The organism is Stieleria varia (assembly GCF_038443385.1).
Lineage (GTDB): Bacteria > Planctomycetota > Planctomycetia > Pirellulales > Pirellulaceae > Stieleria > Stieleria varia.
Map to the genome: position 1 here is coordinate 8,751,016 of NZ_CP151726.1, position 19,569 is coordinate 8,770,584.

Genomic DNA, 19,569 nt, shown 5'->3' on the forward strand with positions numbered 1-19,569 from the left:
CGCACGCGGTCGCTAGGTCTACGGCGAAGAGCGGATGATAGCGTTCAGTCGCCATCTACACGCCGCCACACCTCGTCAGCGTCAATCGCGATATCAGGATTCGCAAGCAATTCGTCTCGTCTGCGATTCATCTCCGCAAGTTCATCTTCCGGTAACATCAACGGAGCTGAAGCGGCAAGGTCATTCCAGAGCTGTGTGACGACAGCTAGCTTTTCATCGGGCGGTAACGCGCGAAGTGATTCTTGAAGTGTCATGGATCGATCCTTTCTCGAGGGTACCTCAGTATAACATCACCCAGAAAGAGGGAAAGCGACCGCAAATCACGAAGGAAACCAAGCGTTCAGTGTCCGCCAAACGGATTCTGTCGGCGAACGGGGCGGTTCAGCGGGGCCGCGCGAACGACTTACCACTTCTAAAACCTCAACTCGCGGCCTCCGTTGCAACCGATGGTTCGTCGGCCGCTAAAGCGAGTAAGAAGTTGGCCCCGCCTGTTCGGTTTCCAGATTATATTGCGAAAATCACCCTTTGACCATCGCATTCCACGTTCAGGTTTGCGCACTATCAGATCGAAGCCATAATCCCCTCGATGAATTTTGCGTTGAAGTAGCCGATCGCGAGGGTCAGCAGGACGAAGATAAACATCCCAAGCCGCGAGCATCTCCGCTTGCTGCGTACCGCCAGCCACAACACGACGTTGAAGCTGGCAGGCAAACAAAAGACCATGATGAACCATGTCGGCTGCTCGAAGATCGCAAATGAGTCGACGAATCCGACGAACGCAAATGCGACAAAATTAAGGACAAAGCATCCAATCGCGTAGACGATGTAGTCATTGACGCTATGTGTTGTCGGTTCGACAAAGTCGTCAGAGAGCGGCATCGCTATTGTTGATCCGACGAACGTTGCCCGTCAGCGGGCCGGGAAGGTTAGGTATTCAATCGCAAAACGCGGGCAAGCCCGACTCTGTTGCACGGCATGGTTCGCCGCATGCGCGGTTGAGAAACACTGGGATCATTCATCATCGTCTGCCGTAGCCCTCGCCGCAAATGTCAGACCAGGACCGTGGCATCTTTTCGTGCCGCAATAGTTCGATCTCAGCCTGTACTCGGAGTGATCGAGCACGGAGTACATCATCCGATGAGCAACGTCGTCGCGCATAGCGAGCCACGTAAGACTCCTCTTCAAGTCGCTTGGAATCGACCGTCGATTTCAATCGTTCCGTTATGGGATTCATGTCGAACGCCTCGCCGTTCTCCGATTCCGTCGCCAAAGCCTCGCGACAGTATCGACAGGTCCGATTGAGCAGCCATACGCTCAAACGGATGAAGAAAGTGACACATACAGGGACAAGAAAGAGTGTTACATATAACGCAATTGACTGGGTAGTGGTCCCAAGAAATCCCGAAACTGCGCCAATGAACACGACCAAGAGTACGCTGCCGGTAGCATAAACGGTTGTGTCAGTGGTGATGTGTTTCGAGTCGATCATGGTATGGTCGGCAAAACGGTGATTCGGTCAAGGCGTGTCGGCGAACGCAGAGATCACCCAGCCGCGGCGGTGGTCTCTTGTGGTACGTAGCGACAACACCCGCGGCTTGGGTGCATCGACATTGATCATCGCGGTACAAGGAGCGACGGCCCGAACCAGCGTCGCGCGTTGCCATTGTACCCGGTCAACTCGACCGTGGGTTAATCGAGATCTCCGCTCCGTCTCTGTCTCCACACTGCACTCGATCACTAGCCGCGCTGATCGGCAGCGGTAACGGGGCCGCCGCCAAAAAACTATGATTTCGGAATCCGAGTCATCGGCGGCACCCGTTCACCGCATGGTTATTTGCCGTCGGTCTCCATCAACATCAACGTCAACGCATCAGCAGGCTTGTGCGCGGTCTTGCAGTTGAAGTACTCGTCAAACTTTAGGTTACCGTCCTGGATCAAGTGATGCAAAGCACGTTCCGTGAAGAAAAGGTCGCAGTACGGCAAGGCGGCGATTGCATGACGAAAGTCAAACAGATCGTTAGGTTTGTACTTGCGGTTTTTGTCCCATCGTAAAGCTGCGTGCAGTCCTGCCCCGATGCGCAATGACGGGAACTGATGCGTCACTTTGTTCAGTCGAAACGCGTGATAAATCATATTTGCAAGCATCTGACCGCTAGACATGTCCTGCTGTTCTGCTTCCGTGAGCGCATTGCCGGTGTCTCGCTTATAGATGTACTGGAATAGGTCGCAGAAGGTTTCGTTGTGGACGTCTAGAATTCCTTGGACTTCGGAAAGGAACACGCCCTTGAACGAGGAGTGTTCGTCAATATGAGCGAACTTGCCGGCATTGAGATTACCGGAAATGTCTTCGAACGGTGATTTCTTCGCCGCAGCTTTGTCGGGCCCCATCACATTTAGCATATCTTCGAGGCCCAAAGTCCACATGTGGTCGGCGAAGGACTTTTGCATCGCCATGTTAATGTCATCCGGCATTTCGTAGCAGTCAGGAGTCACGAAGCCGAGGACGTATGCTGTCTTTGTCCACACGAGTTCATTCAAATCGTGAACTGCGTTTTGTGATTTGCGGGAAGACTCAACGAAATGAAAGACCTCCAGTTCGATGCGCTGCATGATAGGGAGCATGCAAACTCCGAGGGACAGGTCGTCAATTAGGCGAGCAGTCGCCATTAGTGTCTGCTCGTCATCCTGCTTCATCACCTCGAAGTAGATGTCCGCATTCAGTGGACAAATCAACGATCCGTCGGCGACGCGAGTTTCGACAACACGGAGAAGCTTCTTGGTGTCAGAGCAATTCGAGCGACCTAGGCGAACATCTCGAAGCAGAGCCCAGTACTTTGTATCGAGATACAGTTTTGTCCGTCCGCTGATTTCATGTGCCAGCGCGATCCTTTTGCGCCGGACGTACGTCGAGACATCAATTTCGGGTTGGGTGAGGTGCTCGATGATAGAAGGCGACATCGGAATCCGTTCACCAAAGGAATTTAGGGAACCGTTCGAAGCGTAGACACTTGTCGGTTGTTTCAGGTTCGTTGCGGCAAATAACGCAGAGATCACCCAGCCACGGCGGTGGTCTCTTGTGGTACGTAACGACAACACCCGCGGCTTGGGTGCATCGACATTGATCATCGCGGTACAAGGAGCGACGGCCCGAACCAGCGTCGCTCGTTGCCATTGTACCCCGTCAACTCGACCGAGGGGCAATTGAGAACTCCGCTCCGACTCTGCCTCCACACTGCACTCGATCACTAGCCGCGCTGATCGAATTGCGATAACCGGGTGGCCGCGGTTGATCTTCCATTTGTAAACGCGCTGTCGGCCACTCCGCGTTCATCGCTTGGTTATGTCACTTCTCTCAATTGACTTGCGAATGCAATTTCACCGAGGCACCGTGGCGTGAACTCGACGTCCTCGTGAACCCAGTGGCGGAGTGTCCGCACATTCTCACCGGCGCCTGTCATCTCTTCTACGTTGGCGATACCGCGGTCTGCACGCTTTGTCCGCTTATAGATGGCAATAACTCTTGCGCTCGATGAAAAAATCAGACGTCGCCTTGGGTGCATGAGCACAACATAGTCAGACTCCCATTCTGACTCAGAAGTTGGCATCGTGATGACCGTTGAAAGAACCTTCTTTGTCTCTACGGTTGTCGCGTTTGGTAGCGAATGGCTGCTCGGACTTGGCGCAAGTGCGTTCCATACGGTTTCGAGTGTGTTGCCCGGTTGGTCCATAATCGCAACCCGGAATTGCGAATCGGACAGGAACAGTGAAGTCGTCTCAAACAAGAATCCAACATTCACGGGACGGGTTCGTTGACCAATGAAATGTGCTTCAAGGGCCTCAAGGAGTTGACGCTCCGTATCGGTTACGGGGTCTTTGATCGACTGGCCAGCACTTGCGCGGACCATCATGCTCTGCTTTAGTTCCTGCACGTCGCTTTCGGTCAGCATTGAAACCGCCGCAGCGAAGAGATCGCCGCCTGACGCATCAAGCGCACGTTTGCAATCTGCTAATCCAGCATTCGTCAGCTGACGTAGCCCCTTGAGCTTTATCGGATCAACCATCGGCATCCTGTTTTGACATAACGCAGAAATCACCCAGCCGCGGCGGTGGTCTCTTGTGGTGCGTAACGACGACACCCGCGGCTTGGGTGCATCGACATTGATCATCGCGGTACAAGGAGCGACGGTTGGGAAGCATCGCCGCCCGTTGCCATTGTACCGGTTGAACTCGGCCGTGGGCAATTCGATCACTCAGATCAGTTCCTGCGTCTACTTTGCACTCGATCGCTAGCCGCGCTGATCGGCAGAGATCACCCAGCCGCGGCGGTGGTCTCTTGTGGTACGTAACGACGACACCCGCGGCTTGGGTGCATCGACATTGATCATCGCGGTACAAGGAGCGACGGTTGGGAAGCATCGCCGCCCGTTGCCATTGTACCGGTTGAACTCGGCCGTGGGCAATTCGATCACTCTGATCAGTTCCTGCCTCCACTCTGCACTCGATCGCTAGCCGCGCTGATCGGTACCCGTCACCGGGCCGGGAAAGTTGATTGTCCATTTGTGAAACCGCGCAAGCCCGGCTCCGGTGCACGGGCTGGTTCCCCGCCATGGTAGCGGAGTTAACGTCAGCCACCCTGATTGACGTCAAACAAATCATATCGAGCACGATGACGGACAGCAAACTCGATCGGAGCTACGACCCCGCGCAACAATCCGGTTGCGTTAGCGTTCGTGGAAATGCGTGAAGGCCGCGGCTTCAAGTTCGCCGTCACCGGAAATTGCGTCGCCGGTCTCGTCGCGTAGGTCATACGGTTGTTGGATCCCGCCAAGCGCGGCACCACCATCAATTGCAACGAGCAAGGTGTACATCGCATCCGTTAATACACCATCCACCAGTGTGCGAAGGTCAACCATTTGTTTCGGATCAAGGTTCAGGGCATCAACCATGTTGGCGACAGCAGCATCTGACGATGCGTCAAAGTACGAGCTGAGAATCGCATCTTTTTCTGCCCTGCATAGCATCGCGAATTCGTCAGCGTTCATGTTCGTATTTGAGCTGCAATTGATTCAGTCGGGGAACGGTACGGATCACGTGGTCGCCGCAAACGACTGACCACTTCAATAAACTCAACTCGGCGACTCACGTGCATCCGCTGGTTCGTCAGGTTTCTTCCGACTCGGTACCCACACCCATGTAGCCTGCAGCACACGGAAGAATGACGCGTGATTGCTGTTTGGCGACCGCGAGCTTGCGGATTTGCCGATTGAGTCTACGAGAAAACGAATTGACAGCGGTCCAGTCCCAGTCTGCTGGATTACCCATCCGATTATAGGTCTCGGCCCACTTGTTGGCACGTGTTTCCGAGTTGTGATTGGAATGGGAGTTTGCCAGACGTCCGTTCCGAGGCGATTGGAGGTACAATTGAATAAGTCCCCAGCCTTCACAGCAGTAACGGGTGGTTGCACCGTTACATTTCTTCGGGTTCAGTTCTATGTGTTGAATGTTGATGTTGCCCTTTGCCTCTTCGGCGTAGATTTGAAAATGCAGCGATCCAGTTGGCAGCAACGACCAATCCGTGATTGCGTAATGCCGTTCGATGTGGGCCACGGACGTGAATTCCTCCAGTTCGCAGTCAAACTCAGAGTACAGTTCGAAGACCCGGCACGGCATCGATTCGAACAGGTACGCGAGAATCTGCGTGTGATCTTCGGCGTGAGAATAGAAATCGCAGTTGGGCACGAGGACCGTTCTTTGTGGTTGCTTCTATGGACGAACGGTGGCGTTGACCGAGCGACGCCATTGTGGTTTCCATGTTCATCCGCCCGATGCGTCGCTTCGGTCCAACGCATGGTTCTGTCGTCTTCCGAGGCGGTACCCTACCGCCGGGATGCGACCGTTGGATTGTACCGCCTTTTTCGACCGCTCTGCAATTCGAGCCCTGGATTCGTTCCTGTTTTCGACCCGCCGACGATGTGGCCGAAGTCGAATGCTGAGGCCGGACCGTCACACGTGTTCCAATGGCAACAGATGACTCGAACATCCGGTCGACCGCACTCCATTTCACGCGCAACAGTTCGGCGAGAGGACGCATTGCCGAAGCCAACAACATGCTGTCGGCCACAAGATCTGCCAACTCATTCGAGTGGTCGATCGCTACATCGACACGCGACGATCGAGCACTGTAACGACAGAACGACCGCGATGTGCGGGCGTCGGGAGTTGGGCATCCATGTCTAATTGCTGACCACCGACGCTCCGTACCATCGCATGGTTCTGTCGTCTTCCGATGGCGGCACCGTACCGCCGGGATCCGACCACTGGATTGTATCGTCCGCTGAGACCTCGTTGCAAATCGAGTCCTGGATTCCGCTCCTGATTTTGCCCCGCCGACGATGTGGTCGAAGTCGAATGCTGAGGCCGGACCGTCACACGCGATCCAATGGCAACAGATGATTCGAGTATCCGGTCGACCGCACTCCATTTCGCGCGCAACAGTTCGGCGAGAGGACGCATTGCCGAAGTCAACAACATGCTGTCGGCCCCAAGATCTGCCAACTCATTCGACTGGTCGATCACTACATCGATACGCGACGATCGAGCACTGTAACGACAGAACGTCAGCCGTAACCGAGCGGCGACGAAAGATTTTCCATTTCAAGACCGCCCGACTTCGCCGCTTCGGTTCACGGCATGGTTATTTGGCAGTTCGGGATTTGGGTCAGACATAGCTTTGCCGATCGCCGGTAAACACAAATGGGTGTTTGTTTACGTCAAACAGATCGTACAGAGCGTCCGTACCATTGTCCAGTTTCAATTGGCACTCGGCGGTTGTGATTGGTACACACCAAATGAGATGCACGGGATCAGAATCAATCTGAAGTCTGTCACCAAGCGTTGAATCGGGATTGACGATTGATGGCATGAAAAACAGCGAGTCCAGATGCTTGGTGTCAAAAAGTCGTTCCGGCGGCTGGCCATTCGGCATCGAGTGCCCCCAGTGTAACCAAGTATTGTTGTCATGGACGAAATGCGCCAGCCTGCGAAGCAGCTCGGGGTAATCGTCGCGGTCTTCGGTCGAGTAGAAGACAAGCTCTGCGCGGCGATAGTCGGCACCCAGTTCGCTCGGTGAATTCATCGGCAGATCGCTCATTCCGCCAGTTACGAATGTGAAGAAGTCCCGCTTGCCGTTGGGCGGGAATCGATAGACGTCGATATGCGGAACTAATGGCAACAATTCGTGCAACACGGTGTCGGATTCACCAAAGAGATCGGAGTAAACGCGTTCGCGTTCTTCGGTATTTGAAAGCGTCGATTCGTCGAGGAACCCGACCTCGGGTTTCAAATCGCTACGGTCGCCATATCTGATCAACCTCGAACCACCCTTCGATGTTCCAACATTCTCTGACGCGGGCTTGCGACGAAACCAGTCTTTCATTGCCATGTGGAGCAGCCTCAGCCAAATAACGACCGGCATCACCGAGCACGAGCAGTTGACTCAACACAAGTCAAAACGGCCGACCGAGTGCTTCGCGTGCATGCCATGGTTCTGTGTCTTACTTGGGCCAGGGTATGGGGATAGTTCGCCCCGTCAGTTTGTCCCGTATTCTACCCATCTCACCCTGGACTGGGTAGCCAATCAACGTTTCATACCTGTCAAGTCGATAATAAAGCTGAGGGTTCGATGCAAACATCGCCTCGACGGCTTCTATTGATCGAATGAACCGTTCCTGGTCAATGCGTTCGGATTCTGTTTGCGATGGCGAATCTTCTGTATCTATCGCGGCGGTTGCCGAAATTGGAGCGGAATTTGCAATTCGGGCAAGCCTGGGGAGTCTGCTGTACAGCCAGTTGCGATCGGTTTCTCCAAGCACATCGAATTTTACCTCTGACGCGTTCAGGGTATGAACACATTCGGCGAACCGCTCGCGCTGATTGGGTAGGAAAGTCACCCAAAGTTTCGTCTCTTGGCCAAGGAGAACACAACCCATGATACATACTTGCGTCAAACGTTGTTGCATCTGCGTGCGAGGCTTGACGTTTCCAAAGCCGCCTCCGCTGTACAATTCATCGTCCATCCATACGTCGCCGCCGTTAGCTTCAATGAATCTTGCAGCATAGTGGATTCGCTTTACCCGCATACCGATGGTCAGCAAACAAGCGACCATGAAGACAGCGACCAGCAGTGTACGTATTCGATAGCGAAGGATTCGTTGTAACATCATCACAGAACGGCGGCGTTGACCGAGCGACGCCATTGTGGTGTCCATGTTCATCCGGCCGATGCGTCGCTTCGGTCCAACGCATGGTTCTGTCGTCTTCCGAGGCGGAACCGTACCGCTCGGATGCGACCATTGAATTGTATCGCATGCTCGGACCGTACTGCAATTCGAGCCCTGATATCGCTCCTGATTTTGTCCCGCCGTAGACGCGGCCGAAGTCGAATGCCCAGGCCGGACCGTCACACGCGATCCAATGGCAACGAATGTTTCGAACTCTGGGTCGTCGGCGCAACATTTCACGCGCAATTGATCCGCGAGAGGACGCTTCACCGAAGTCATCCTACTGTTGTCGGCCCCAAGATCATCCAACTCTTTCGAGGCGTAGATCTCAACATTGCGACGCGACGATCGAACGCTACGACGACAGAACGTCCGCGATAACCGAGTCGCGGCGATTGATTTTCCATTGTCAAAAACGACAGCTCCGCGACTTCGGTTCATCGCATAGTTCGCCCATATCCTACCGCACTATCGGCTAGACGTTGCTACCAGGCCACATCCCCGTCTTCCAAATCGTACTGCAGTCTTCGCATTTGTACGTGTATTCATCCCCATTAGTATAGCGATCCTGCATCTGAGAAAATCGAATTCGTCGACCACATGTTGGGCAGATCCCCGTATGCGCGATGCGAGATATATAGATTACAGCCGGGGGCATCACGATCACGAGCGCCGCGATCGACCAAAAGACGGATCGGAGCCCAAAGCCTGTGATCAGCAAGGCCACAAAGACGGGTGGGCATGCCACTGCGAGCGCAACAATCACGCGACGTGAATGCGCAGAGTCAATTTTTGTGACGTAGTTGGGCACTGTCTCGTTGGGCGAACGTCCGCCGTCACCGGGCACGGAGAGACGACTTTCCATTTGTTATACCACGCAAGCCGTGCTCCGTGTGCACGGCATTGTTCTGTGGTGCTTGACGCTACCATTGTCGCATGTGTTCGATCAGACGTGAACCCAATGATTTTGCCGAGCACGAACTGGGAATGCGAATGCTCTCGCCATGCTCTTCGGATCCAGCATGTGAAGACCTGACCAATTGTGTGAGTTTCCGGGATTTCCATCCGTTCCGCTCAAGAAGTTCTGCGACGGCAAATGTGCGATGGTAAGTGCCGGGGCCTTTTGCAATCGCGCTATATTGGCTGGTGATGTCATCCCAATTGGTAGCGTTGTCAAATCCCGGTACTAGTTCGTCAATTGGAACATCGTCACCACGCCATTTCCGTTGCAGAGCTGTCTTTCTTCGTTGGGCGAGTGGGTCAACGTCTGCCTTGGAGCAAATCTTGAGCATTCGAGTGACGCATGCGCCAATTTCGCTGACGGCATCACCATCAAACGCTGCTGCATCGCCGCACGGCGCTCCGACGCCTGCCATGTAGTAGACGTACGGGAACAAAAGCACCGTACTTGATTGTCGATGGAAGAGAACGTTGATGAAGCGGTCGCGTTTGTTCAACTATCTCATCCACAGAACGCAGAGATCACCCAGCCGCGGCGGTGGTCTTTTGTGGTACCTAACGACAACACCCGCGGCTTGGGTGAATCGACATTGATCATCGCGGCATAAGGAGCGACGGCAGGAACCAGCGTCGCATGTTGCCATTGTACCGGTTGAACTCGGCCGTGGGTCAATCGAGAACTCCGCTCCGTCTCTGCCTCCACACTGTACTCGATCGCTAGCCGCGCTGATCGGTGCGGTTCAGCGGGCGGCGGCGAACGGCTCTGCCACTGCGAAAACGGCTACCACCGCCGCTCGGTTGCAACCGATGGTTCGCCCAGTCTTCATCTGGGTAACACTATTCGTTGTTGAACTACCCTTAAGCTTGGGTTCTCGGCCCTCAATCGTGCAACAGTTTCTACGGACCACTCCTTCGGAACGCTGACTGTAGTTAGACTGGGTAGCGCAATGATGTCTTCAATCGCCGCAGCAGTAACGCTTGTGCCGCACAGCATAAGCTCCCGGAGACTCGTGCAGCCCCGCAAGTGCGTAAGACCTTCATCGTCCACCGCAGTCCCGTCAAGAAGAAGGTTTTCCAAATCTGTCATTCTGGAGATGTGCTCCAATCCGTGAGACGTAATCGAGGTATCTTGAAGTATCAAGCACCTCATCTTCTGGCAGTTTGCGATGGATTCCAAACCGATATCGCTAATCGGGTTCTCGGACAAGTTGAGAAATACCAGGTCGTTCAGTGGACGCAAGCGGGCCAGGTCTTGATCCGTTAAGGATGCCCGAGCGAGATCAAGCGATCCGACGTCGCTTAGCGCAGATAAATGCTGAATTTGAGACCGGTCGAGCTTGAGAGCGTACCCACCTTCACCCTCATAAATCGCTCCATCCGTCGCTCGAATGTGGCCCAAAGCATGCTGGCGGGCTAAATGCGAGACGATACGTTGCCCAGGCCAGACGCAGAACAATGCAATCGGAATCAATGCCAGAAGCATTGCTCGAATGGTGAAGCGAAGTTTGCGAGTGCGTCGAGACATAGCGAACCCGAGGAGCGTGGCATGTGGGCGAACGACCCGGATCACGGGGACCGAGGGATAGACTTTGAATTCAATACCGACGACGCCGAGGTCTCAAGTGCATCCGATGGTTCGCCGGTTCTGTGCATCACCCCTAGACCTAGGGGAACGAAAAGGGAAAGACCAACGCCCATGCCGACCATGAATAGGTGTATCCCAAGTTCGGATGAGAATGCTTCCGAGCGGAAAAAGACTTGCCACAGCACGAGCAAAAACGGAATGAACATCGCGGGAAGGAACCTGCGAATGTTGCGAGGCGAGATCGATTTCGACCCAGGCGAATTGCAAACGCCTACAGTCGCCGATTTGTAGACCGATGGTCCGAAAACCGCCAATCCGACCAGGTAAGAGGCAAGGAAAACGAGCGTCCAATAGCCGCCGTTGGTTGCGGTGAGAACGCCACCACCGACAAGGAAAGTAACGGCAAAAAACACTCCGAGGCCGAGGAACAGCATTCCGCAGCTTTTGTCATTAATCATCATGCGATTGTCCAGTCAGCAGAAAACGGAATGTAACGCGACTTCTGTGCCACGCAGGCGAACGCTACGCGTAACCGGGAACGCGCGGAAAAGTTTCTAACGGCCAAATCGCTCGACTCGCGTTCTCCGGTTCACGCGATGGTTCGCCAGCTATGATTCTTCACAAGTTGAAACACCTATTTGCCAAGCCAAGCTACTATCGCTTCGGTCGTTTTAAGATTACGTGGCCGCGCGTGTCTTCCTTACGCACATCACCAAGTGTGCCAACACATTCCCAGCCCTCCAGCCCAAGTTCGTTGAGTCTGGGTTGAAGTTTGTAACCTTGGATAAAACCGTTGTCTGTTGGCGCGTTGATCACCTTGTACTCCCATTGAGGATAGCCAGCTTGTGTGGCACCAGCGTTTTGGGCATCAACCGAATCTATAATCGTTGACATCACGATCAAAACAAGCATTGTGATTCCAGCTGCGATGGTTAGCTTCATTGAAGTCGTCCGATAGAAGTAGTGATTAGTGTGGCGAACGACGGCGGTAACGGGGCCGCCGCCAAGAGACTATGATTTCAGAAACGGCGTCATCGGCGGCTCCCGTTCACCGCTTTGTTATTTGCGTTTACCGGTTGAGGATGAACCACCGAGGCCGGCTCCCCGTCTGGGATTTCGACATTGATACGGCCATTGTACACAAAGACATCGGCATGAAGTTGATCTGCGACGAACTGCGGCAACCAGTCCGGCAATTCATTGATGTATGAATCGGTCGACCGCTCGCAACCGAACATGTAAACAGCACCTGGTTTCACGATCCCTTTCAGTTCATCCATCGAAGCGTTGGATTCAATCTCGTCGTCGATGTCGGCCCATCCGTGCTCACGAGAGACGTTCAACGCAAATGGGAGATCCTTGATGTTCAACCAAATCCACTCGTAGACGTTTTCGGAGTCGTGATCAAGAGAATCTGGACTCGCATGTGGCACAAGCCGCAAGGCGATGTCTATGAAGTCCAGATTGCAGTTGATCTTGAGGTACACGATGGCTTTCGCAAATAACGACAAAGGTAACCCGGCGGCGGCCAAGTGACTTTGATTTCAGCAAACGCCCGATCCGCCGCTCGGGTTGACCGCCTTGTTATCCGCCGTTTCTCTGTCTACCAGCTCGCATTTTGGCTTTGTACTCCAGCAATGAATCAGCGGTCGCTTGTATTTCAGACTGGTCAAGCCATGCACGGATTTCAGCGAGCGTAACATCGGAGTCGGCTTTATCATATCGCCCCTCGGAGAACACATGTACTTGATCTTTGTTAGGCAGATCGACGGTATCCTCTGGCCAGACAAGGTAGGCAGGCGGCGTAACGTCGTCTACCTTGTTGTTCAAGTGAAAGATTCTCCGAAAACGCGAGTTGTGTTTGTCCGTTTGGATAACGACGAACTCAAGTTTTGTCTCTGTAACGTTGGACGCTCCCCGTCTGTACCCATAGGTGACCTCAGCAAATCCAGACAAGCACTGGAGACGCGTTGACGTCACCGTCAACTCATCGAGCGGATTCTCCTGCCCAAACGAGTTTGTGCAAGCCAAAGCGGCGAACGCCATTGCGATTAGTAGTCTCATTTTGGCTCTCGTGTAGGAAGGATGCTCAGTCGGATAACGACGGCGATCACCCAGTCGCCGTTAACAAACTATGATTAAAATGCGCGGCCGACCGGCGACTTGGGTGCATCGCTTTGTTCGTCGACCTATTTGTGGCGTTGGGATAGCTACCATCCGGATCGGCGTCACGTCCGTCATTGTATGTGTTCGTTTCAAGACAATCAATTTGGATTCGCAATCCCTCGGTAAAACGACTTTAGCAAGTTTGCAATTCGCGGGCCGGGTAAAGCCAGTTTCGCCGAGTCCATTCCTTGAAAACAGAATTGAGAGAAGGCGCACCAGCGGGTTGCACCATTCATTACCGCAACTAGGCACCAAGTCCCATCTAGAACGAAATTCTCTACGTCGGTGATCAACTGAGGTGTTAATCCGTTTAAGACATAAAGAAGTGAATCGGATTGTTGATCACTCAGCAGCGTTGAAACTGGAGCATCTACGGGATTGCCCTCAACATCCATGGTTGTGTACTCGTCAATGACAACACGAGTATGTGCTCCATACCACATTCCGGATTCGTCGAGCGTGACGATCCATGCAGGGGGATCCTCGGACTCAAGCATCGCGAGCGCAGATTTCATCGCGACGCGAATCAAATCCTGATGTACGGGATGGAATTCCGGTTCGGTTATCCAAGGGTGGTCGAGGGGAGAAATCATTGGAGACGGAACCACATCCTATCTGCCCGCGGGCGACGAACGGCGGCGTTGACCGAGCGACGCAATTGTGGTTTCCATGTTCATCCGCCCGATGCGTCGCTTCGGTCCAACGCATGGTTCTGTCGTCTTCCGAGGCGGCACCGTACCGCCGGAATGCAACCATTGGATTGTATCGCATGCTCGGACCGCACTGCAATTTGAGTCCTGGTTTCGTTTCTGAATATGTCCCGCCGACGATGTGGCCGAAGTCGAATGCTGAGGCCGGACCGTCACACGTGTTCCAATGGCAACAAGTGATTCGAGCATCCGGTCGACCACACTCCATTTCACTCGCAACGGTTCAGCGTGAGAACGCGCGGCCGAAGCCGACGTGCTGCCGTCGGCCCCAAGATCTGCCAACTCATTCGATTGGTCGATCACTACATCGACACGCGACGATCGAGCACTGTAACGACAGAACGGTACGCGTCACCCGGTACGCGCGAAAGATTCTCAATTTCAGAACCGCTCAGCTCGCGTACTCGGGTGCACGCGATGGTTACCCGCCGTTCTCGATCTTGGCCGGTGTGCTGTAAGACGGTTGCTTAACGTCGCCAATGAGTTTACCGCTTAGACATGCGAGTGTCAGCAAGATCACGGCCATCACGCCCATTTCCAGGATGGAACCCTGTCCGAACATTAGGACGGAGCCAATGTAGAGTAGCACCAGACAGGTCGCCACAACCTGCCCGAATGGCATGGGGAGAAATGCCGAGCATGCGATCATGGCGATGATTGCGTAGGTGGTAACGCAACCAATTGTCCCTGGCAGTTCCTTATGAAACCGCTTGGTCTCAATCTCGGCGTACGTTTGTTCGGTTGCGTCATCGGTCATTGAGATTGAACGCGGCGAAGGTCGTTCCGAGGCAGCACAGTTCAAGTTTAGTCGGGTAACGACGGCGGTAACGGGGCCGCCGCCAGAAAACTATGATTTCAAAACCCGCGTAATCGGCGGCTCCCGTTCACCGCATGGTTATTTTGCTTCCTCGTGAACGTCAGGATCGAACGAGCCAAACGCAGTCAGTAGCGGACCGAGGATTGCCTGATTTGAGGGCACATCTTCCGATCGGCACGTGCACCGGAGTTTGAACAACGTGTTTCCCTGCGCCCACACATAAATATCAGAAGCCAGAACCATATCGTCGACGGTCAAGTGATACTGTGACCACAACGCTTGCTGCTGTGAGTCGCCCAATTCTACCGTCTTGGATTCAGTCTCTTTGGCAGCTTGCCAATAACCGAGCTGTACTGCCTGTTCGATTCCGTTCTTTGCGTGACGCATCTCTTCTTTGACAGGTGTCGCATTCACGTCATTCGGTATTGAAGTGAGGCCACGAGTAAACTGGTAGAGCGTGACCGCCAATCCTGAATCATGCTCGTAGGCGACGGTGAATCCGTGATCGTCTGGCGGTAACGCACGTGTTTCACTTCGTATCCAACCAGGTGGAGTTGCAAGTGTAATGTTTGGTTTTGGCGGTTCCGTGTTCTGCGCTTCACGCTCGGCTTCAGCAACAGCGGCGAGTAACTGCTCGCGCTCGGATGCCGAAGTCTGTGGCGGTGTCGCCGGTGACACTGGCTGGGAGCGGTCGCACCCGCAGACGCTCACGAGCAACAAGACAATAACGGTGAGTGGTTGGGTTGGATGAGGCATGTTCTGCAAAATAACGCCTGCATTGACCGAGTGCGAGCGGTAGACTTTACGCAAGTCAAAAACGCCCGATCGAGCACTTCGGTCCAATGCTTTGTTCGTCTTAAGGGGTTCCTAGAATCTTTCTGACGACGGTAGCAAGTTTGCTGCCAAGGTCGAAGTGTTGCTTTTCGTCTAAATGAATGCCATCCACGGCACTTGCACTTACTACTTCTCCCGAATCGAACATCTCACATCCAATCTCCGTTGTCATTCTACTGAATTCGCTTGTAAGTCCTAAACACTTAGCATCCGCACCTTCAAATTTATCAGCAATCGGTCCCATTGGTCTGGTTATTGGAGGCGGAACGACGACTAAAACCTTCGGCACAGGCATGTCGGGTTCGATTGGAGCGCGGCGAATTGCAGTCACAATTGCCGACACCCCCTGAGCAGCGTGCCAAGCATTGTGTGCATGCATCGACTGAAAGTCGTTGGTTCCAAGCATGATCAAAACAAGCGACAATGGAGAGTTCACTTCGATTCGCTGTTCGATACCTTCAAGGCCGTTTCTTCCCGGCTTATATGGGTCGTCAAACACAGTCCGCCGTCCATTGAGACAGTCCTCGATTACCCGCACGCTAGCTCCGTTTGCTATCAATTCCATCTCCATAACTCCGGGCCATCGCTTCTCGAAAGTCAAGCGTTGGCGCGTGCCCGGGATGATGCCCCAGGTAAGCGAGTCAGCGTAAACGAGAATCTGATCCACTCACGATTCCTTATAGAGACGAACGCTGGCGTTGACCGAGCGACGCCATTGTGGTTTCCATGTTCATCCGCCCGATGCGTCGCTTCGGTCCAACGCATTGTTCGTCCCGGTCACTGACGATCGCCCAAATTGTCGCTCCGCATCGTCGCCTCCCCAGTCTATCGATCCCAATCTCGGATCGCAAATCGGATGCTGAATTCGAACCTGCGTCCGGGCACTCTCTTTCTGAATCGCAATTCGCGTTCTGATTTTAAACGCTCCGACGCCGTGTCTTTCGAACACTGTCTCAAGTCGCACTTACGACGGCATCGAATGCTGGTCTCAATGGCGGTCATTGAATCGCATTGCGTTGTCCAACTCGAAAAGGTCTCCGCGGCGACGAACGGCGGCGTTGACCGAGCGACGCCATTGTGGTTTCCATGTTCATCCGCCCGATGCGTCGCTTCGGTCCAACGCATGGTTCTGTCGTCCTCCGAGGCGGCACAGTACCGCCGGGTTTCGACCATTGGATTGTACCGCATGCTCGGACCGCACTGCAATTCGAGTCCTGGTTTCGCTCCTGATTTTGCCCCGCCGACGATGTGGCCGAAGTCGAATGCCGAGGCCGGACCGTCACACGCGATCCAATGGCAACAGATGATGATACGAGTCCTGGATCGCCAGCACACGATCTCATGCACAACAGTTCGGCGAGAGGACGCATTGCCGAAGTCAACAACATGCTGTCGGCCCCAAGATCTGCCAACTCATTCGACTGGTCGATCACTACATCGACACGCGACGATCAAGCACGGTTACGACAGAACGAATTGCGATCTATGCAGGCACAGGACGTGCATGCATAGATCGGGCGTTGAGCTTTGTCGGAGGTTGACGTCCCGTAGGACTTGGATCGGAGCGTCCAATCCACCCTCAAAAAGATTCTATCTCGAACGACACTCCCGGTGTCAAACCAGGCAGGTACATCTGGATCGCTTTTGCCGGTTCCGGTCCCGTTTCCTTTGCGACTTCTACCTGCGTTTCCAGGTACCAGTCGTAATAATCCGAACCGTAGTGGGCCGTCCAGAACTCTCGGTGTGACTCCCGCTGGCGCTCCGCGTACCACTCCGGACACGTCTCACTCTCTCGCCAGAACAACTCCTTCCACGTCGGCTTGGGCGTTTCACACACCAAACTTAGCTCGATGCTCCCGCAGTGCGCACACTCGGGCAACGATGGAGGCTCCCACTGCGAGTCCATCGAATCGACCGCTTCGACCGGCGCTTCCGAGACCTCCGGCTCTGTCCCCAACAACTCCTGACAACGAGCCATGTAGCCTGCCAGTCGGTTGTTGCTCCAACCGCCAAAGTACCGAGACTTGGTCAACTGGTCCGGTTGGATGTGCAGACACCAGCGGCGGGTGAACTCGGGCACTGATAGCTTGATCGGGACTTGTTCCCGCTCACCGCCCACACGTTTTCCTTCACGGGCCATGAAGACGACCTCGTCTCCGTCCGCAGCGGTGATACGGTGGTTGCTGATCGGCCCGCCGGTCAGATAGCGTGTCAAGTAGTTGACTACTTCGCCGCCACCACTGGTCTCCTTGGGCGGCGGTTGGATGTAGGCAACCCATTGGGTCGACTCTAGATTTTTGACGAACACCTCCCAGTTCTCATCGCTTTGCAGGTACTCGAACTTTCCGCCGAACTTCAATTTGCCGTCGCGTCGCAAGCGACGAAGCTTCGCGACCGCCCTTTTGCGGAAGTCGTCCTTCAACTTCTCGGAGTCGACCAGATAGTAGCCATCCGAATTGCGAACCCCCGGTGGCGTTTTGGCTTCTTTCCACTCATCGCCACTCAAGCTCGGCCCGGCACCGGGCACCAGCATGTGAACATGCCAGTGTGCCTCCAGCTTTTGGTTCCAAGTGTGCAATACGCTGATCGCTGCCGGGTCGTAGTCCTGCTCGGACTTGATGTTTTTCGAAAGACTCTTCCAAGCCGTGCTGACCAACAAGTCCGCCAGCTCGTTTCGGTTGGCCAACGCCAACTCAGAGAGATCACTCGGCAGAGTGAAGACGACTTGATAGTACGCCACGCCGGAGAGGATCAGCTTGGATGCCTTGTCATTGAAGTCCACTCGCTTGCTGCCACTGCATTGGGGACAGTGGCGGTCGCCGCACGAGTTGTACCGTGAGCTGCTCTTACCGCAGTCGTTGCACAGATACTCACGACCGCCAAGCACATGCGTGCGGCAAAGCGACAGCTTCGCCAGCACGCTCTGGACTTGGCCGCAAGTCGATGCGTCGACCATCGACGCCGCACCGACCCGCAAAATCTCCGCGACGGTTAGCTTTTCTTGTTCGGCTGCGAATCGTCGTCGTTCTTTGGTTTCTTGTTCTCTTCCGGCGGCCCTTCTTCGGGTATCACGTACGTCGGCAGTTGTTTCACTGGCAGCCAGTCCAGCGGGCTCGGTGCGCTGCTGAGGTGCTCGCGACGACAGTGCAGATAAATCATCGTCGTCAGGAAACTCGCGTGACCCAGCAGCCGACTGATGGTCAGAATGTCCACTCCGGCTTCCAGAAGTCCGGTCGCGTAGCTGTGACGCAGAGCGTGCGGAAAGATCCTCTTTTTGATCCCCGCCCGCTTCCCTGCTTCCTTCATCGCCTTGCGGATTGTCGTGTCGGCGTAGGTCTTGTTGGCCGAGTTGCCCGGGAACAGCAAGCCCTCCGGACGATACTTCAGCCAGTAGATTCTGAGCTCTTTCAAGAGCCTCGGTGAAAGCGGAACGCTTCTCTCCTTGCGTCCTTTGCCGCAGGCGATCTTGACCATCATCCGGTCCGAGTCGATGTCCGCGATGGTCAAGTTGGCGGCTTCGGAGTACCTCATCCCGCAAGCGTAGAGTGTCATCAGAAAGGTTCGATGTTTCAGATTGGGAGTGCACTGGAGCAGCCTGTCGACTTCGTTCCGGCTCAGCACGGTGGGCAGTTTCTTTTCACGTCTGCCGAAGGGCAGCATGGTGACTGGCCAGGAAACGGGGATGGAATGTTTGTAGAGGAACCGTAAGGCACAGACTGCCTGGTTGAAGCTGCTGTAGGAACCCTTTACCTCTTCAATCAGATAAAGCTGGAACAATCGAACGTCTTCCGGGGTTACGCGGTCTAAAGGCTTTTTAATGAAGTCGGCGAACCGCTTGGTGTGGTAGGTGTACGCGTCGATGGTGGCCTGAGCGTAATTGCGAATCTTCAAGTCTTCCGCGAGACGTTTGGTGAGTTCGCAGGAACGTTTTTGATAGGGAGTCATGTTGTGAATCCTGAGTGGAAAGGGAAACAAAAAAGGTTGTCCAACCTACGAATGAGATTGGTGTTTCCGAGGCTGCTTACGGTTAGCAAAAGCGCAAGTAAAAACTGGAAATAAAGTCAAAAAGAATCAAAACGTTCAACGATTAACCCGGCTATTTACGGGTCGCATGCGAAGAAAAAAAGAATGAAAGAAAGACTGTCGCGAAGCGAATCAAAGACCTTTGAAAGACACGTCAGTGCAAGGTCGATTGCGCCCAAGCGGCGGGCGAAAGAA

Annotated in this window: 22 protein-coding genes; 4 read left to right on the forward strand and 18 right to left on the reverse strand. The window is 54.2% G+C overall.

The genetic code is table 11. The annotated features are described in order from the left end of the window. Positions 1-44: 44 nt before the first annotated feature. The 6 genes from Pla52nx_RS29595 to Pla52nx_RS29620 all read right to left on the reverse strand — a co-directional run bounded on the left by Pla52nx_RS29595 (position 45) and on the right by Pla52nx_RS29620 (position 5,739). Entirely contained in the window at positions 45-254 is a 210-nt protein-coding gene (locus Pla52nx_RS29595) for an addiction module protein (protein ID WP_146521537.1), read from the reverse strand. Between the two features lie 307 nt (positions 255-561). Then, positions 562-879, reverse strand: a complete 318-nt coding sequence (locus Pla52nx_RS29600) for a hypothetical protein (RefSeq protein ID WP_146521538.1) — start codon at positions 877-879, stop codon at positions 562-564. Positions 880-1,830: 951 nt separating this feature from the next. After that, positions 1,831-3,126: a hypothetical protein gene (locus Pla52nx_RS29605; protein ID WP_146521539.1), complete on the reverse strand. Its 1,296-nt coding sequence runs from the start codon at positions 3,124-3,126 to the stop codon at positions 1,831-1,833. 212 nt (positions 3,127-3,338) lie between these two features. Next, positions 3,339-4,250 carry a hypothetical protein gene (locus Pla52nx_RS29610; protein ID WP_146521540.1) on the reverse strand — a complete coding sequence of 304 codons (912 nt, stop codon included), beginning with the start codon at positions 4,248-4,250 and terminating at the stop codon, positions 3,339-3,341. A 471-nt stretch (positions 4,251-4,721) separates the two neighbouring features. Beyond that, entirely contained in the window at positions 4,722-5,042 is a 321-nt protein-coding gene (locus tag Pla52nx_RS29615) for a hypothetical protein (protein ID WP_146521541.1), read from the reverse strand. Positions 5,043-5,160: 118 nt separating this feature from the next. Beyond that, a complete protein-coding gene (locus tag Pla52nx_RS29620; protein WP_146521542.1) occupies positions 5,161-5,739 on the reverse strand; it encodes a hypothetical protein in 579 nt (192 codons plus the stop codon). Between the two features lie 278 nt (positions 5,740-6,017). On the opposite strand from Pla52nx_RS29620, the gene Pla52nx_RS29625 reads away from it, so the two are divergent. Beyond that, entirely contained in the window at positions 6,018-6,185 is a 168-nt protein-coding gene (locus Pla52nx_RS29625; RefSeq protein ID WP_342190283.1) for a hypothetical protein, read from the forward strand. A 254-nt stretch (positions 6,186-6,439) separates the two neighbouring features. Next, positions 6,440-6,607, forward strand: a complete 168-nt coding sequence (locus tag Pla52nx_RS29630) for a hypothetical protein (protein ID WP_342190284.1) — start codon at positions 6,440-6,442, stop codon at positions 6,605-6,607. Positions 6,608-6,718: 111 nt separating this feature from the next. Here Pla52nx_RS29630 and Pla52nx_RS29635 read toward each other — a convergent pair whose 3' ends face one another. Both Pla52nx_RS29635 and Pla52nx_RS29640 read right to left on the reverse strand, forming a co-directional pair. Beyond that, complete coding sequence (locus Pla52nx_RS29635) at positions 6,719-7,441, reverse strand: suppressor of fused domain protein (RefSeq protein ID WP_197454810.1); 723 nt, start codon at positions 7,439-7,441, stop codon at positions 6,719-6,721. A gap of 112 nt (positions 7,442-7,553) precedes the next feature. Beyond that, positions 7,554-8,273, reverse strand: coding sequence for a hypothetical protein (locus tag Pla52nx_RS29640; RefSeq protein WP_342190285.1), 720 nt, complete (start codon positions 8,271-8,273; stop codon positions 7,554-7,556). Positions 8,274-9,697: 1,424 nt separating this feature from the next. Here Pla52nx_RS29640 and Pla52nx_RS29645 point away from each other — a divergent pair. Continuing rightward, positions 9,698-9,847, forward strand: coding sequence for a hypothetical protein (locus Pla52nx_RS29645; protein ID WP_197454811.1), 150 nt, complete (start codon positions 9,698-9,700; stop codon positions 9,845-9,847). A gap of 958 nt (positions 9,848-10,805) precedes the next feature. Here the strand turns inward: Pla52nx_RS29645 and Pla52nx_RS29650 are convergent. The 8 genes from Pla52nx_RS29650 to Pla52nx_RS29685 form a co-directional block, all read right to left on the reverse strand. Beyond that, positions 10,806-11,285, reverse strand: coding sequence for a hypothetical protein (locus tag Pla52nx_RS29650; RefSeq protein WP_146521545.1), 480 nt, complete (start codon positions 11,283-11,285; stop codon positions 10,806-10,808). A gap of 193 nt (positions 11,286-11,478) precedes the next feature. Then, positions 11,479-11,766 carry a DUF4177 domain-containing protein gene (locus tag Pla52nx_RS29655; protein ID WP_146521546.1) on the reverse strand — a complete coding sequence of 96 codons (288 nt, stop codon included), beginning with the start codon at positions 11,764-11,766 and terminating at the stop codon, positions 11,479-11,481. Between the two features lie 89 nt (positions 11,767-11,855). After that, positions 11,856-12,311, reverse strand: a complete 456-nt coding sequence (locus Pla52nx_RS29660) for a hypothetical protein (RefSeq protein WP_146521547.1) — start codon at positions 12,309-12,311, stop codon at positions 11,856-11,858. Positions 12,312-12,408: 97 nt separating this feature from the next. Continuing rightward, entirely contained in the window at positions 12,409-12,888 is a 480-nt protein-coding gene (locus Pla52nx_RS29665; RefSeq protein ID WP_146521548.1) for a hypothetical protein, read from the reverse strand. A gap of 200 nt (positions 12,889-13,088) precedes the next feature. Further along, the gene (locus tag Pla52nx_RS29670) at positions 13,089-13,583 is read right to left on the reverse strand and encodes a hypothetical protein (RefSeq protein WP_146521549.1); all 495 of its coding nucleotides are present in this window, start codon (positions 13,581-13,583) and stop codon (positions 13,089-13,091) included. Between the two features lie 538 nt (positions 13,584-14,121). Continuing rightward, positions 14,122-14,457 carry a hypothetical protein gene (locus tag Pla52nx_RS29675; RefSeq protein WP_146521550.1) on the reverse strand — a complete coding sequence of 112 codons (336 nt, stop codon included), beginning with the start codon at positions 14,455-14,457 and terminating at the stop codon, positions 14,122-14,124. Between the two features lie 138 nt (positions 14,458-14,595). After that, positions 14,596-15,273, reverse strand: coding sequence for a hypothetical protein (locus Pla52nx_RS29680; RefSeq protein ID WP_146521551.1), 678 nt, complete (start codon positions 15,271-15,273; stop codon positions 14,596-14,598). A 100-nt stretch (positions 15,274-15,373) separates the two neighbouring features. After that, positions 15,374-16,018, reverse strand: coding sequence for an SGNH/GDSL hydrolase family protein (locus Pla52nx_RS29685; protein ID WP_146521552.1), 645 nt, complete (start codon positions 16,016-16,018; stop codon positions 15,374-15,376). A 626-nt stretch (positions 16,019-16,644) separates the two neighbouring features. Between Pla52nx_RS29685 and Pla52nx_RS29690 the strand changes: the two genes are divergently transcribed. Further along, positions 16,645-16,863 (forward strand): hypothetical protein, encoded by a 219-nt coding sequence (locus Pla52nx_RS29690; RefSeq protein WP_342190286.1) that lies wholly within the window; start codon positions 16,645-16,647, stop codon positions 16,861-16,863. Between the two features lie 67 nt (positions 16,864-16,930). On the opposite strand, the gene Pla52nx_RS29695 is transcribed toward Pla52nx_RS29690, so the two are convergent. Both Pla52nx_RS29695 and Pla52nx_RS29700 read right to left on the reverse strand, forming a co-directional pair. Further along, entirely contained in the window at positions 16,931-18,328 is a 1,398-nt protein-coding gene (locus tag Pla52nx_RS29695; RefSeq protein WP_425289847.1) for an IS91 family transposase, read from the reverse strand. 14 nt (positions 18,329-18,342) lie between these two features. Then, a complete protein-coding gene (locus Pla52nx_RS29700) occupies positions 18,343-19,296 on the reverse strand; it encodes a site-specific integrase (RefSeq protein WP_342190287.1) in 954 nt (317 codons plus the stop codon). Positions 19,297-19,569 lie beyond the last annotated feature (273 nt).

Excerpts from the sequence above, each read along its gene's own strand:
- Pla52nx_RS29595 (WP_146521537.1), bottom strand. The coding sequence starts at position 254 with ATGACACTTCAAGAATCACTTCGCGCGTTACCGCCCGATGAAAAGCTA.
- Pla52nx_RS29600 (WP_146521538.1), bottom strand. The coding sequence starts at position 879 with ATGCCGCTCTCTGACGACTTTGTCGAACCGACAACACATAGCGTCAAT.
- Pla52nx_RS29605 (WP_146521539.1), bottom strand. The coding sequence starts at position 3,126 with ATGATCAATGTCGATGCACCCAAGCCGCGGGTGTTGTCGTTACGTACC.
- Pla52nx_RS29615 (WP_146521541.1), bottom strand. The coding sequence starts at position 5,042 with ATGAACGCTGACGAATTCGCGATGCTATGCAGGGCAGAAAAAGATGCG.
- Pla52nx_RS29625 (WP_342190283.1), top strand. The coding sequence starts at position 6,018 with ATGGCAACAGATGACTCGAACATCCGGTCGACCGCACTCCATTTCACG.
- Pla52nx_RS29630 (WP_342190284.1), top strand. The coding sequence starts at position 6,440 with ATGGCAACAGATGATTCGAGTATCCGGTCGACCGCACTCCATTTCGCG.
- Pla52nx_RS29635 (WP_197454810.1), bottom strand. The coding sequence starts at position 7,441 with ATGGCAATGAAAGACTGGTTTCGTCGCAAGCCCGCGTCAGAGAATGTT.
- Pla52nx_RS29640 (WP_342190285.1), bottom strand. The coding sequence starts at position 8,273 with ATGAACATGGACACCACAATGGCGTCGCTCGGTCAACGCCGCCGTTCT.
- Pla52nx_RS29645 (WP_197454811.1), top strand. The coding sequence starts at position 9,698 with ATGGAAGAGAACGTTGATGAAGCGGTCGCGTTTGTTCAACTATCTCAT.
- Pla52nx_RS29650 (WP_146521545.1), bottom strand. The coding sequence starts at position 11,285 with ATGATGATTAATGACAAAAGCTGCGGAATGCTGTTCCTCGGCCTCGGA.
- Pla52nx_RS29655 (WP_146521546.1), bottom strand. The coding sequence starts at position 11,766 with ATGAAGCTAACCATCGCAGCTGGAATCACAATGCTTGTTTTGATCGTG.
- Pla52nx_RS29665 (WP_146521548.1), bottom strand. The coding sequence starts at position 12,888 with ATGAGACTACTAATCGCAATGGCGTTCGCCGCTTTGGCTTGCACAAAC.
- Pla52nx_RS29670 (WP_146521549.1), bottom strand. The coding sequence starts at position 13,583 with ATGATTTCTCCCCTCGACCACCCTTGGATAACCGAACCGGAATTCCAT.
- Pla52nx_RS29675 (WP_146521550.1), bottom strand. The coding sequence starts at position 14,457 with ATGACCGATGACGCAACCGAACAAACGTACGCCGAGATTGAGACCAAG.
- Pla52nx_RS29680 (WP_146521551.1), bottom strand. The coding sequence starts at position 15,273 with ATGCCTCATCCAACCCAACCACTCACCGTTATTGTCTTGTTGCTCGTG.
- Pla52nx_RS29690 (WP_342190286.1), top strand. The coding sequence starts at position 16,645 with ATGGCAACAGATGATGATACGAGTCCTGGATCGCCAGCACACGATCTC.
- Pla52nx_RS29700 (WP_342190287.1), bottom strand. The coding sequence starts at position 19,296 with ATGACTCCCTATCAAAAACGTTCCTGCGAACTCACCAAACGTCTCGCG.